Source organism: Mesorhizobium sp. C399B, from assembly GCF_030323185.1.
In the GTDB taxonomy this organism is placed as follows: domain Bacteria; phylum Pseudomonadota; class Alphaproteobacteria; order Rhizobiales; family Rhizobiaceae; genus Mesorhizobium.
The window spans coordinates 6,499,087-6,511,946 of the sequence record NZ_CP100472.1 but is presented as its reverse complement, the minus strand read 5'-3'; the positions used below and the strand labels follow the sequence as shown (position 1 = coordinate 6,511,946).

16 protein-coding genes are annotated in these 12,860 nt (G+C 61.7%); 1 reads left to right on the top strand and 15 read right to left on the bottom strand.

Features of this window, described 5'->3' with window-relative positions; translation table 11 throughout:
* Positions 1–81 precede the first annotated feature (81 nt).
* The 9 genes from NLY36_RS31245 to NLY36_RS31205 form a co-directional block, all read right to left on the bottom strand.
* Positions 82–849, bottom strand: a complete 768-nt coding sequence (locus NLY36_RS31245) for a DeoR/GlpR family DNA-binding transcription regulator (protein ID WP_023736567.1) — start codon at positions 847–849, stop codon at positions 82–84.
* A gap of 115 nt (positions 850–964) precedes the next feature.
* The gene (locus NLY36_RS31240; RefSeq protein WP_023696515.1) at positions 965–1,411 is read right to left on the bottom strand and encodes a hypothetical protein; all 447 of its coding nucleotides are present in this window, start codon (positions 1,409–1,411) and stop codon (positions 965–967) included.
* 14 nt (positions 1,412–1,425) lie between these two features.
* Complete coding sequence (locus NLY36_RS31235; protein WP_023688617.1) at positions 1,426–2,841, bottom strand: pyridoxal phosphate-dependent decarboxylase family protein; 1,416 nt, start codon at positions 2,839–2,841, stop codon at positions 1,426–1,428.
* A gap of 89 nt (positions 2,842–2,930) precedes the next feature.
* Complete coding sequence (locus NLY36_RS31230; RefSeq protein ID WP_023684646.1) at positions 2,931–3,662, bottom strand: proteasome-type protease; 732 nt, start codon at positions 3,660–3,662, stop codon at positions 2,931–2,933.
* Between the two features lie 32 nt (positions 3,663–3,694).
* Positions 3,695–4,489 carry a transglutaminase family protein gene (locus tag NLY36_RS31225; RefSeq protein ID WP_023696514.1) on the bottom strand — a complete coding sequence of 265 codons (795 nt, stop codon included), beginning with the start codon at positions 4,487–4,489 and terminating at the stop codon, positions 3,695–3,697.
* 85 nt (positions 4,490–4,574) lie between these two features.
* The gene (locus tag NLY36_RS31220) at positions 4,575–5,516 is read right to left on the bottom strand and encodes an alpha-E domain-containing protein (RefSeq protein ID WP_023693403.1); all 942 of its coding nucleotides are present in this window, start codon (positions 5,514–5,516) and stop codon (positions 4,575–4,577) included.
* A gap of 133 nt (positions 5,517–5,649) precedes the next feature.
* A complete protein-coding gene (locus NLY36_RS31215) occupies positions 5,650–7,062 on the bottom strand; it encodes a circularly permuted type 2 ATP-grasp protein (RefSeq protein WP_023736566.1) in 1,413 nt (470 codons plus the stop codon).
* 273 nt (positions 7,063–7,335) lie between these two features.
* The gene (locus tag NLY36_RS31210; protein ID WP_023670963.1) at positions 7,336–7,572 is read right to left on the bottom strand and encodes an Lrp/AsnC family transcriptional regulator; all 237 of its coding nucleotides are present in this window, start codon (positions 7,570–7,572) and stop codon (positions 7,336–7,338) included.
* Positions 7,573–7,640: 68 nt separating this feature from the next.
* Positions 7,641–8,252, bottom strand: coding sequence for a DsbA family protein (locus NLY36_RS31205; RefSeq protein ID WP_023696513.1), 612 nt, complete (start codon positions 8,250–8,252; stop codon positions 7,641–7,643).
* Positions 8,253–8,445: 193 nt separating this feature from the next.
* Between NLY36_RS31205 and NLY36_RS31200 the strand changes: the two genes are divergently transcribed.
* A complete protein-coding gene (locus NLY36_RS31200; RefSeq protein ID WP_023736565.1) occupies positions 8,446–8,868 on the top strand; it encodes a DUF4864 domain-containing protein in 423 nt (140 codons plus the stop codon).
* Between the two features lie 7 nt (positions 8,869–8,875).
* On the opposite strand, the gene tgt is transcribed toward NLY36_RS31200, so the two are convergent.
* Genes tgt through NLY36_RS31170 form a run of 6 tightly spaced genes read right to left on the bottom strand, consistent with a single transcriptional unit; the run spans position 8,876 to position 12,859 of the window.
* Positions 8,876–10,006 (bottom strand): tRNA guanosine(34) transglycosylase Tgt, encoded by a 1,131-nt coding sequence (gene tgt, locus NLY36_RS31195; RefSeq protein WP_023736564.1) that lies wholly within the window; start codon positions 10,004–10,006, stop codon positions 8,876–8,878.
* The gene (locus NLY36_RS31190) at positions 9,999–10,268 is read right to left on the bottom strand and encodes a hypothetical protein (RefSeq protein WP_023684641.1); all 270 of its coding nucleotides are present in this window, start codon (positions 10,266–10,268) and stop codon (positions 9,999–10,001) included. The genes tgt and NLY36_RS31190 overlap by 8 nt, the downstream gene beginning before the upstream one ends.
* A complete protein-coding gene (gene queA / locus NLY36_RS31185) occupies positions 10,261–11,346 on the bottom strand; it encodes a tRNA preQ1(34) S-adenosylmethionine ribosyltransferase-isomerase QueA (protein WP_023736563.1) in 1,086 nt (361 codons plus the stop codon). Before queA ends, NLY36_RS31190 begins: the two co-directional genes overlap by 8 nt.
* Positions 11,346–11,795, bottom strand: coding sequence for a DMT family transporter (locus NLY36_RS31180; RefSeq protein ID WP_023726680.1), 450 nt, complete (start codon positions 11,793–11,795; stop codon positions 11,346–11,348). The genes queA and NLY36_RS31180 overlap by 1 nt, the downstream gene beginning before the upstream one ends.
* Positions 11,796–11,807: 12 nt before the next feature.
* Positions 11,808–12,320 (bottom strand): peptidylprolyl isomerase, encoded by a 513-nt coding sequence (locus tag NLY36_RS31175; protein WP_023696509.1) that lies wholly within the window; start codon positions 12,318–12,320, stop codon positions 11,808–11,810.
* A 44-nt stretch (positions 12,321–12,364) separates the two neighbouring features.
* Entirely contained in the window at positions 12,365–12,859 is a 495-nt protein-coding gene (locus tag NLY36_RS31170) for a peptidylprolyl isomerase (protein WP_245260304.1), read from the bottom strand.
* Position 12,860: the final 1 nt, after the last annotated feature.

The following is a 12,860-nucleotide window of genomic DNA, read 5'->3' as shown; positions in this document are numbered from 1 at the left end:
GGTTTTTACGAAACCGTAGCGGGATTATTTCGAAATAAGAACGAATGTCAAACGAAATGTAACGGGACCGTGATTGATAGCTTAGCCGAGCGACGTTTCGATCAATTGAACCTCCGCTTCCTCGCAGATCTTGCGCACCGACGGGATGTCGCAATGGTCGGTAATGAAGGTGTTGACCTGCGAGAGATGGCCGATGCGAACCGGCGCGGTTCGTTCGAACTTGGTCTGGTCGGAGACCAGGATGACATGCCTGGCATTGGCGATAATGGCTTGCGCGACTTTCACTTCGCGAAAGTCGAAATCGAGCAGCGCGCCGTCATGGTCGATGGCCGAGGCGCCGATCACCGCATAGTCGACCTTGAACTGCCTGATAAAATCGACCGCGGCCTCGCCGACAACGCCGCCGTCGGAGCCGCGCACGACGCCGCCGGCGATTACCACCTCGATCGAAGGATAGATGCGCATCCTATTGGCAACATTGATATTATTGGTGATGACCATCAGCCCGGTATGGTCGAGCAGCGCCTTGCTGACCGACTCGGTCGTGGTGCCGATGTTGATGAACAGGGAGGCGTTGTCGGGTATCAGCCTGGCCGCCGCGCGGCCGATGGCCTCCTTCTCGTCGGCGGCAATCTTACGGCGCGCCTCATACTCCATATTCTCGATGCCGGACGGGAACAGGGCCCCGCCATGGATGCGCGTCAGCAGCCGCTGGTCGCAGAGATCGTTGAGGTCCTTGCGGATGGTCTGTGGCGTCACGTTGAAATGCGTGGCGAGGTCATCGACCAGCACACGGCCATGGTCCTTCGCCATCTGGATGATTTCGGCATGGCGCGGCGACAAATACACTGAGAACCTCCCGTTTTCGTTTTTCTTGTTTGTAGCTGAAAACGAAAGCAATGAAAAGGGAGACGCCGGCTAATGAAATATCGATGATTGCAAAGGCGAACCGGGCAGATACGGCTCAGACCCGCTCCGCCACCTTGCGGGTGACAGCCGCGACTTTACCTGGCGAGCGGATCATCAGGAAATTGCCGGACCAGTATCCCGGGATTCGCCAAGTGCCTTTGATCTCGGTTGCATCACCGTTGATGATGCCGCTGTAGTGAATCGGGTGCGCCTTCAATTGGGCCTTGTCGTATGTCTTGGTAAAGGAGACGGCGTTGCCCTCTCGCTGCCCCTGCAGGCTTGCGTATCTTGCCGTGCTGGTCGCCGCCGGTTCGTGGGTCATGCCCGTCAAGCCGGTTGCCGTCTCGATCAGCGTTGCAACGAAGGAAACCGGCGGCAGTTCGCGCGGATAGAAATAGCGCCCGCTCCAGACGCCCGTCAGATTCTGGCTAACCCCTTCAGCCCTTCCGGCCATATGCTTGCTCGCAGGTCCTTGCTGGCTTGCCCCGGCGGCGGCAACCACCCGGGCAATACCTGTCAGTCCTTCGGGGATCTTGCACACTCGCAGATGACAGTGAAGGCGGTATCGACATCGGCCGCGGTTGTCTCGAACTGGCCTGCCTGGAAGCGGATGGCGACCCGCCCATCGACACGCGTCTGCGTCAGGTAGATACGGCCGTCATTGTTGATGGCGTCGACCAGACGCAGATTGTGCTCGTCGCAGTCAGCGCCGGATGCGGCGCGATGCCGGAACGAGAACAGCGACAGCATCGGCTGGCTGGCGAGCTCGAAATCCTCCTCCTCGGCCAAGCGCGCTGCTATGCCTTCGCTCCAGGCGACGTGATTGCGGATCATGGTGCGCAGCGCCTCGAGGCCATGGGCGCGCAGCAGGAACCACAGCTTCAGCGCCCGGAAGCGACGGCCGAGAGGCACCGACCATTCGGAGTAGTTGATGATGCCGTCATGGCCGCGAGTTTTCAGATAGTCCGGCTTGATCGCCAGCGTGCGCACGAGATCCTCCGGCTGGCGGACGAACTGGATCGAGCAGTCGAATTGCGCGCCCAGCCATTTGTGCGGGTTGAAGACGATCGAGTCCGCGCCCTCGACACCGGTCCAGAAATGCCGGTATTCCGGACAGATCATCGCCGATCCGGCCCAGGCGGCGTCGATATGCAGATAGAGCCCCTGGCGTTTGGCCACCGCGGCCACTTCAGCGATGTCGTCGGTGCCGCCGGTGCTGGTGCCGCCGACGCACGCGATGATGCCGGCCGGCAATAGGCCGGCCGCGCGGTCGGCAACAATCGCCGCTTCCAAAGCCGCGGTATCCATGGCGCGGTAGGTGCCGGCGACGGGAATGCGGACGAGGTTTTCCTCGCCAATGCCGGCGACCCAGATGGCGCGGTCGATCGAGGTGTGCACCTGGTCGGAGGAATAGACGCGCAGCCTGCCCTGCCCGGAAAGACCCTTCTTGTTGCCCTGCCAGTCGAGCGTGCGCTCGCGCATGGTCAACACGGCGGCCAGCGTCGCCGATGATGCGGAGTCCTGGATCACGCCGGAAAAGCCTTCGGGCAGGCCGAGCGCCTGGCGCATCCAGTCGACGATGCGCGTCTCAAGCTCTGTCGCCGCCGGCGAAGTCTGCCACAGCATGCACTGCGCGGCCATCGCAGAGACCAGATATTCGGCAACCACCGAGACGGGTGCTGCATTGGCCGGGAAATAAGCAAAGAAACGCGGATGCTGCCAATGCGTCATGCCGGGCACGATCTTGGCTTCGAAATCGGCGAAGATCGTCTCCATCGATTCCGCGGCCTCCGGCGGAGAAGCTTCGATGCTCCTGAAGATCTCGCCCGGCGCTATGGCAGGTCGCACGGGCCGATCGCGAAGGCCGGCGCGGTAATCAGCGCCCCAGTCGGCGGCGCGCCTCGACCAGTCGCGGAATTGCTCGTTGTCCATGGATCCTCCCGACGCGCCGATCAGCCAGCCGTTTGAATTTTGATTAACATGTTAAATAGAGACAGGCAACCGCGACGAAGGTTCCCGCGCTACCCCGGAAAATCCGGCAGGCTGGCAAAGGCCGTCTTCAACGCGTTCGACCAGCCTTCGGAAATAGCACGATAATATCGATCGTCTTGGCCGATGCGCTTTTTCAAACCCACCGTGAACGTGTCCTCCTCCAGGAACAGCAGGTCGAGAGGCAGGCCGACGGACAGGTTCGATTTCAGCGTCGAATCGAACGATACCAGCAAGAGCTTGACCGTTTCAGCCAGGCTCATCGTCCTTTCATAGGCACGGATGATGATCGGCTTGCCGTATTTGGTCTCGCCGATCTGGAAGAACGGCGTGTCGTCGGTCGATTCGATGAAATTGCCCTCGGGATAGATCATGAACAGCCGTGGCGGGCTGCCCTTGATCTGGCCGCCGAGGATGAAGGAGGCGTTGAAATAGGAATCCGCCTTTTCGCCGGCAGGCGACGAGCTGGCGATGACTTCCTTGACGGTGTCGCCGACCAGCCGCACCGTCTGGTACATGGATGGGGTCTCGAGCAGCGTCGCGTGGCGTTCCGCCACAGCTTTGGTGCGCTCGTCGAGCAGGCTGACCACGGCCTGCGTTGTAGCCAGATTGCCGGCCGACATCAGCACGATGACGCGCTCGCCTGGCTCTTCCCAGACATGCATCTTCTTGAAAGTGGAGATCGAATCCATCCCGGCATTGGTGCGCGTGTCCGACATGAACACGAGCCCACGATCGATCTTGAGGCCGACGCAATAAGTCATGGAATCTCTTCAGGCAGCAATCTTGCCGGAGACTACTGCTCTACCGTGACGGTGACTGCAAGCTGTTCCTCCGCCTGTCCCAGTCGAATTCCCGATACCGGCGAGGCGTCGCGATAATCACGGCCGGTGGCTACCCTGACATAGCGTTCATCGGGGGAAATGCCGTTGGCGGCATCGAAGGCGACCCAGCCGAGACCCTGAACATGGGCTTCGGCCCAGGCATGGCTCGCCGCCTGCTCGATGGCCGCATCCATCATCAGATAGCCACTGGCATAGCGGGCCGGAAAACCCATGACGCGGGCTGCGGTGACAAAGATGTGGCTGTGATCCTGGCAAACGCCGGTCTTCAGCGCCAATGCCTCTTCCGCCGGGGTCGTCACACTGGTGGTGCCCGGCGTGTAGGCGACGCGCTCGACGATCAGCGCCATCAGCCGATGCAGCCTTTCGATGTCGGTACCTTTGCCGACCGCCGCGGCAAGCTCGCTTATGCCCTCGCCGGGGATGGTCAAAGCTGTCTCCTGGCTGAACAGCCACAGCGGCGCAAAGCCGTGATGCGGACCCGAGACGCCCGCTGTGTCGCGCGTGACAACCTCGCCGGAGGCCTCGACGGTGATGAAGTCGCGCTCGCCCTCGACGCTCAACAGCCTGTTATCGTTGCCGAAATGGTCGTTAAAGCGGACTTCCTCGCGCGCGCCCTCGATCTTCAGCGCCCAGGACAGCACGGTCTGCGTCGGGCCACTGACCGGTAACAGGCGTAGCCGCTGCAACAGATAGTGCACCGGCGCGTCGTAGCGGTATTCGGTACGGTGGGTGATCTTGAGCCGCATGCCTATTTTCCGTTTGTAAGCATGATCTTATCCGAAAACCGGGTCTCACTTGTCGCTAGCGCGGCCCTCCGGTTCGCGATCATGCTCAATTGAACCGGTAATCTTGTGCGATCTCTTCGCCAAGCTTGGTGTTGTCTTGAATGAACCTGGCCAGGAATTCGTGCAGGCCGGCGTCGAATATGTCCTTGATCGACCCTGCCTGCAGCATCGCCTGTGTCCTGTCGACGGTGGCGTGGCAGGCATGACGGTCGCCATAGTCGTCGCCCAGGAACTTCAGATGCTCGGCGAGAAAACGATAACAGAAGGTCAGCGAACGCGGCATGCGCACATTGAGGATCAGATAGTCGGCAATATTGGTCGGTTTGTAGTCGGCCTCATAGACCCAGCGATAGGAACGGTGCGCCGACACCGAGCGCAGGATCGATTCCCATTGGTAGTTGTCGAGGCTCGAGCCGACCCAGGAGATCGACGGCAGCAGCACGTAGTATTTCACGTCGAGGATGCGTGCCGTGTTGTCGGCCCGCTCGACATAGGTGCCGAGCTGCGAGAAGTCGAAGATCTCGTTGCGCAGCATCGTGCCGTAGAACGAGCCGCGGATCAGCGCCGTCTCGCGTTTGATGGCGTCGAGCACACTCGGCAGGTCGCGCTCGTCGATCGGCTTTGCCAGCATGCGCTTCAGGGCCATCCAGGCTTCGTTGATGCTCTCCCAGGTCTCGCGCGTCAGCGCGGTGCGCACCATGCGGGCATTGTTGCGAGCGGTCTCGATCGCCGACATCGTGCTCGACGGGTTCGAGGTGTCGCGCAGCAGGAAGTCGGCGACATTGGCGGCGGTATAGTCCTTGTATTTCTGCGTGAAGGTGACGTCGGAGCCGGCGCTGAGCAGCACCGAATTCCACTCTTCCGACGCGCTCTGGGTGCGGGTCAGCGCCATGCGAAGGCCGGCATCGACCAGACGCGCCATGTTTTCCGCCCGCTCGATATAGCGGTTCATCCAGTAGAGCCCGTTGGCGGTGCGGCCGAGAAGCATGTGAAGTGGCCCTTCGGGGCTAGTGAGTAGGGAATAGTGAGTAGGGATTAGTAAGCATTTGAATCTCTGTGGAATATGGCATTTCTTGTCCCTCTACTGCCTACTGCCTACTGCCTACTGCCCTATTCCCTACCTAATCGTCCAACACCCACGTATCCTTCGTGCCGCCGCCTTGCGAGGAATTCACGACCAACGACCCCTCCTTCAGCGCCACCCGCGTCAAGCCGCCGGGAACGATCTGGATTCGGTCGGAGACCAGAACATAGGGCCTGAGATCGACATGGCGCGGCGACAGGCCTTTTTCGGTCAGGATCGGGCAAGTCGACAGCGCCAGCGTCGGCTGGGCGATGTAGTTGGAGGGCTTCGCCTGCAGCTTCTTGGCGAAATCCTGGCATTCCTTCTTGGTCGCAGCCGGGCCGACCAGCATGCCGTAGCCGCCGGAGCCGTGCACTTCCTTGATGACCAGCTCATGGATGTGTTCGAGCACGTATTTCAGGCTGTCGGGCTCCGAGCAGCGCCAGGTCGGGATGTTGCCGAGGATGGCCTTGCGGCCGGTGTAGAACTCGACGATGTCGGGCATGTAGGAATAAATCGCCTTGTCGTCGGCGATGCCGGTTCCCGGCGCGTTGGCGATGGTGATGTTGCCGGCGCGGTAGACGTCCATGATGCCGGGCACGCCAAGGGCCGAGTCCGGCCGGAAGGTCAGCGGATCGAGGAAGGAATCGTCGACGCGCCGGTAAAGCACGTCGATCTGCTTGTAGCCTTCGGTCGTGCGCATGGCGACGTGGCCGTCTACAACGCGCAGATCCTGGCCTTCGACCAACTGCACGCCCATCTGGTCGGCGAGGAAGGCATGTTCGAAATAGGCGGAGTTGAAGCTGCCCGGCGTCAGCACGGCAATGGTCGGTGCACCCTTGGTGCTTTGCGGCCGCACTGCCGCCAGCGACTGGCGCAGCAATTGCGGATAATTCTCCACCGGCCGCACCTTGATCTGCTGGAACAGCTCGGGAAAGAGCTGCATCATCGTCTCGCGGTTCTCCAGCATGTAGGAGACCCCCGACGGCGTGCGCGCATTGTCCTCCAGCACGTAGAACTCGTTCTCCGAGATGCGGACGATATCGACGCCGATAATGTGGGTGTAGACGCCGGCCGGTGGCCGCACTCCGATCATTTCCGGCAGGAACGCCTCGTTCCTGGCGATCAGCTCCCTCGGCACGCGGCCGGCGCGCAGGATTTCCTGGCGGTGGTAAATGTCGTGGAGGAAAGCGTTCAGCGCCTGCACGCGCTGCTCGATGCCTTGCGTCAGCCTTCGCCATTCATTGCCGGAGATGATGCGCGGCACGATGTCGAAGGGGATCAGCCGCTCGGAGGCTTCCTGCTCGCCATAGACGGCGAAGGTAATGCCGGTCTTGCGGAAGACGCGCTCGGCGTCCTGCATCTTTTCGGTAAGCCTGGCCGGGTCCTGCTCCTTCAGCCAGCGGTCGTAAGCCGTATACGGTTGTCTAAGCCCGGAAACTTCCGGAAGCATTTCATCGAACGCTGCCAATCGCATACTCCCCTGTGACGCCATTTCACTGGCGTCGCGGGAGAAAATCAAGCGCAATCGGTGATTTGGAGGATATCGGCGATCAGTATGTTTCGACTGCCCAAAATTCGGGCAGTCGGAACGGGACCTTAATCAGGCTCTGCCTTGTCGCCGGGCAAGTGCCTGATGCGGCCATAGCAGTTCACCGTTTCATGGCAACGGCGACCTGCCATGGCTTTTTGCTTCGACGCAATTCCGGACGGAAAACCGCTTCACACTTTTCCTGGAATTGCTTTAGAAAGCGCGGAAAGTGACGACCGTGAAGGTGTCCTTGATTCCGGGAATAATCTGCACCTTCTCGTTGACGAAGTGGCCGACATCTTCCTCGTCGTCGACATAGAATTTGGCAAGCAGGTCGTAATTGCCGGCGGTCGAGTAGATTTCCGAGGCGATTTCGGCATCGGCGAGCGCGCTGGCGACCTCGTAGGACTTGCCCAGATCGCACTTTATCTGCATGAAAAACGTCTTCATTGCCGGTCCCGATCAAGCTTCAGCACACAAGCGGCCCTTGTGGCAGACTGCCGCCCGGCTTTCAAGCATCAGGCCGAGCGCGCCTTGGCGACGGCTTGTCTCAGTTCGGACACCGGCATGCCGCGCCGATACAAGTTGCCGCCGATGACCAGGGCTGGCGTGCCGCGCAGCTTGAACGCCGCCGCCTGGACTTCGGTGCGGACAAGGGCAGCGTCGATATCGGGTTCACGGATGGCGAGGTCGGCACGCACCATCGCCACATCGACACCGACGGAAGAAAGGATGTCGTTGGTGCGGCGTTCCGAAAGGCCGCGCTGGTTGGTCATCAGCGCATCGACCGCCGCGCCATAGTGTTCGCCGCTCAGCAGCGTCACCCGCGCCGCGTCGCGCGACACGTCGCCGAAGATCGGCCAGTCCTTCATCACAAGCCGGACGCCGTTGTCCTCTTCCATCAACTTCTTCAGCTCGACGAAGACGAGCTTGCAGATCGGGCACTGATAGTCGACGAATTCGGCGATGGTGACGTCGCCATCGGGGTTGCCGAGCGCTGGAATGGCGGGATCGAAGGCGACTTCCGTGACGGTCGGCCCGGTGCTTGCCCAGGCGGGCAAGGGAGCCAAAACTGCGAGGCTTGCCGCGCCCTTCAGCAAAAGGCGCCGGTCGATCGGCTGCTTGAACATGGTTGTCCCCTGGTTGCGCGAACGGGTCCCCACCCGTCCCTACGATGCGCGCCCCGCGTTAAAGGAGGCTTAAGCATGATCATGTGGCACTTGCGTGGCGAATATTGCGGTTGCTGAAACCGTGAGGCTCCGCAAAGCGTATGGTATGATGCGTCCCGGGACAGGTTTTGTTGGGGGACAATGGAGACAGGCCATGCGCCGCACCGCATTCGCAGTCGTTTCATTGCTGTTCGCGTTGTTCGTGTCGGCAGCCCTTGCCGGCGACGCCGAAGTCAAGGCCGGCCAGGCCGTCATCGATGGTCAGTTGAAGGCGCTCATCGCCAATGATGGCGCCAAGGCGTACAGTTTCGCCGCTCCAAATGTGAAGCGCGTCTTTCCGACCGTCGACACCTTCATGAACATGGTGACCAACGGCTATCCGCCGGTGCGCCAGCCGCAGAGCTATTCCTTCGGCAAGGTCGAGCAGATGGGGCCAACTTCGCTAATCCAGCAAGTGCTGATCGTTGGGCCCGACGGCAAGGACTATGAGGCGGTCTACACGCTGGAACAGCAGCCCGACGGCAGCTTTCGGATCACCGGCTGCAGCTTGCGCGCAGCGAATTCGCTCAGTACCTGAGGCCCGGCTACAGCACCGGAATATCACCCCTCGCCCATCCCTCTGAAATGTCTGATGTGCGCGCCTCGAAGGCCTTTGCCTCGATCGCGGCGCGAACGTCCTGCATCAGCTTCTGATAGTAAGACAGGTTGTTCCACGTCAGAAGCATCGCGCCCAGCGCCTCCTGCGAGCGCACGAGATGATGCAGATAGGCGCGTGAATAGTCGCGTGCCGCCGGGCAGTCACTCTCCTCGTCCAGCGGCCGCGGATCGTCCGCATGGCGGGCATTCCTGAGATTGACCTTGCCGCGCCTGGTATAGGCCAGGCCATGGCGGCCGGCGCGGGTCGGCATGACGCAGTCGAACATGTCGATGCCGCGCGCCACCGATTTCACGATGTCGTCCGGCGTGCCGACGCCCATGAGATATCGAGGCTTGTCGTCAGGCAATTCCGGACAGGTGATCTCCAGCATATCCAGCATCACCGCTTGCGGTTCGCCGACGGCCAGGCCGCCGACCGCATAGCCCTTCAGCTCCATCGCGCTCAGCGCCTGCGCCGAACGCACCCTGAGAGCTGCGTTGTCGCCACCCTGGACGATGCCGAACATCGCCTTGCCGGGCTGATCGCCGAACGCTGTCTTGCAGCGCTCGGCCCAGCGCAGCGACAGCTCCATCGCGCGCTCGATCTGCTTGAGGTCGGCCGGCAGCGCTGTGCATTCGTCGAGCTGCATCTGGATGTCGGAATCGAGCAGGCCCTGGATCTCGATCGAGCGCTCCGGCGACATCTCGTAGGCAGCGCCGTCAATGTGCGAGCGAAAGGTGACGCCCTTCTCGGTCAATTTTCTGAGCTTCGACAGCGACATGACCTGAAAACCGCCACTGTCGGTCAGGATCGGCTGCGGCCAGCGGGCGAATTCATGCAACCCACCAAGCCGCGCCACGCGCTCGGCGCCGGGGCGCAGCATCAGATGATAGGTATTGCCCAGGATGATGTCGGCGCCGACGCCGCGCACCTGGTCCATATACATGGCCTTGACCGTGCCGCCGGTGCCGACCGGCATGAAGGCCGGCGTGCGGATTTCGCCGCGCGGCATGGTGATGGAACCGCGCCGCGCCTTGCCGTCGGTGGCGAGGATCTTGAAGGTGAATGTCTCAGCCATTGAATTCCTTGTCATGGACAGGCGCGCCTGGCGCCTGCCTGTCGAGCGACTGGCGGTATTGGATGCAGCCGCGCATGAATTTCGGCCATGGCGGCACGGCAATCGATGGATCGGTCTTTTCCGGCAGCAGGTCCCACAGGTTGGGATGATGCCAGCATAAATCATGGCCGGTAGAATCTCGATGCTGGCGAATGCCGGCACGCAATTTCTTCACTTCGGCGATCAGGCTTTCGCGATCAAAGGCCTGCAGGTCATCATCCATCGCTCATCTCCGCTCGATAAAGCAGGCTTGCATCTCCGTAGGAATAGAACCTGTAATCGTTCCCGATGGCATGAGCATAGGCCGCACGCATCGTATCTAGGCCGCTGAAGGCCGAAACCAGCATGAACAGCGTCGAACGCGGCAGATGGAAATTGGTCATCAGCAGGTCGGCGGTCTTGAACCGATAGCCCGGCGTGATGAAGATGTCGGTCGGGCCGGACCAGGCGGTCAGCGAGCCATCAGGCCGTGCCGCGCTCTCCAGCAGGCGCAGCGAGGTCGTGCCGACAGCGATGATGCGCCCGCCCCGCGCCTTGGCGCCATTCAGAGCGTCGGCTGTTGCTTCGCTGACCGAGCCGGTCTCGGCATGCATCTTGTGGTCAGCGGTGTCGTCCGCCTTGACCGGCAGGAAGGTGCCGGCGCCGACATGCAAGGTGACGAAGCGGCGTTCGATGCCTTTTGCATCCAGCGCGGCAAACAGCTCCGGCGTAAAATGCAGGCCTGCGGTGGGGGCAGCGACTGCGCCCTCCTCCTTGGCATAGATTGTCTGGTAATCCGTCAGGTCGCGTGCGTCGTCGTCGCGCTTGGAGGCGATATAGGGGGGCAGCGGGATGTGGCCGACGGCGCGCAGCGCTTCGTCGAGAAATGGGCCGGAGAGGTCGAAGCCGAGCAACGCCTCGCCGGCGTCTCCCTTCTCGATCACCGTGGCGTCGAGCTGGCCGAGAAAACAGGAATTGCCGTCATGGCCGAAATGGAGACGGTCGCCGGCGGCGATGCGCTTGCCCGGCCGCATGAAGGCCAGCCAGCGGTCCGGCGCCATGCGCATATGCAGCGTGGCGTCGACCTGCGCCTGCGCTTCGCCGCGCCGCCTGATGCCTCTTAACTGGGCAGGAATGACCTTGGTGTCGTTGAAGACCAGAACATCGCCAGCCCTGAGCAAGGACGGCAGGTCGCCAACCGTGCGATCCGAAAGACCCTCGCCCGGCCTGACCACCAGCATTCTGGCGCTGTCGCGCGGCTCGGCCGGGCGAAGCGCGATGCGCTCCTCAGGCAGGTCGAAGTCGAAGAGGTCGACGCGCATCAGTAGAGCCGGACGAGCAGCGCTCCGGCCAAGAGCAGCACCGCGCCGGCGATGCGGCCGAGCGAAATCTCGCGCACCGCCACGCCGAGAAAGCCGACGCGATCGATCAGCATGCCGGCGAAGAGCTGGCCGGCAACCAGGAACGCCATCAACGCGGCTGCACCAATGCGCGGCGTAAGAATGGTTGACAGGGTAACATAGAAACCGCCGAGCATGCCGCCGGCGATGAACAGCCAAGGCGCCGGCGCCTTCCAGTCGAGCGAGATGTCCTGCAGCCGCACAACGGCAATGGAGATGATACCAAGCACGATCGCGCCCGACAGGAACGAGAACGCAGCAGCCGCGACCGGGAGCCCCAGGCCGCGCGCCAGCTGCGAGTTGATCGGCGCCTGGACGGCGATGAAGGCGCCTGACAGGATGCCGAGCAGCGACCAGACCACGCCCATCATCGTCGTTTGTCCTTACTTGACGTCGGCCGCGACCTTCAGCGACACGATCTTGTCGGGATCGACCACCGGCTCGCCGCGCTTGATCTTGTCGACATTGTCCATGCCTTCGATGACCTGGCCCCAGACCGTGTACTGGCGGTTGAGGAAGGCGGCATCGTCGAAGCAGATGAAGAACTGCGAATTGGCCGAGTTCGGGTTCTGCGAACGGGCCATCGAGCAGGTGCCGCGGCCATGGTTGGCGTTGGAGAACTCAGCCTTCAGGTCCGGCTTTTCCGAGCCGCCCATGCCCGCACGCGACGGCGCGAAGGTCGGCTTCGACGAATTGCCGAACTTGACGTCACCGGTCTGCGCCATAAAGCCTTCGATGACGCGGTGGAAAACCACGCCGTCATAGGCGCCTTCGCGGGCCAGTTCCTTGATGCGGGCGACGTGGCCGGGGGCCAGGTCGGGAAACAGTTCGATGACGACCTTGCCCTTGGTCGTTTCCAGGATGAGCGCGTTTTCGCGGTCCTTGATCTCAGCCATGTCGGATCTCCTTTATCTCAGAAAAACAGATTGATTTGATTGGTTTACTTGTCGGCGGCGATGCGTACCTTGATCATGCGGTCGGGGTCGCTGACCGTGCCGTTGTCGGCCTCGTCGCCCTTCTTGATCTTGTCCACCAGCTCCATGCCACTGACGACATTGCCGACGATGGTGTACTGGCCATCGAGGTTTGGCGCCGGCGCGAACATGATGAAGAACTGTGAATTGGCGGAGTTCGGATCCTGCGAGCGGGCCATGCCGAGCGTGCCGCGCTTGAAATGCTCACTCTGCGAGAATTCGGCCGGCAGGTCGGGCAGGTCTGAACCGCCGGTGCCGACGGCCTCGGGGCTGAACCCCTTCTTCATGTTGCCGAACTTGACGTCGCCGGTCTGCGCCATAAAGCCGTTGATGACCCGGTGGAATGCGACATCGTTATAAGCGCCTTCACGCACCAGCTTCTTGATCTGCGCGACATGCTTGGGTGCCAGGTCGGGGCGTAGCGCGATGGTGACGTCGCCGTTCTTCAAGGTGATGACCATG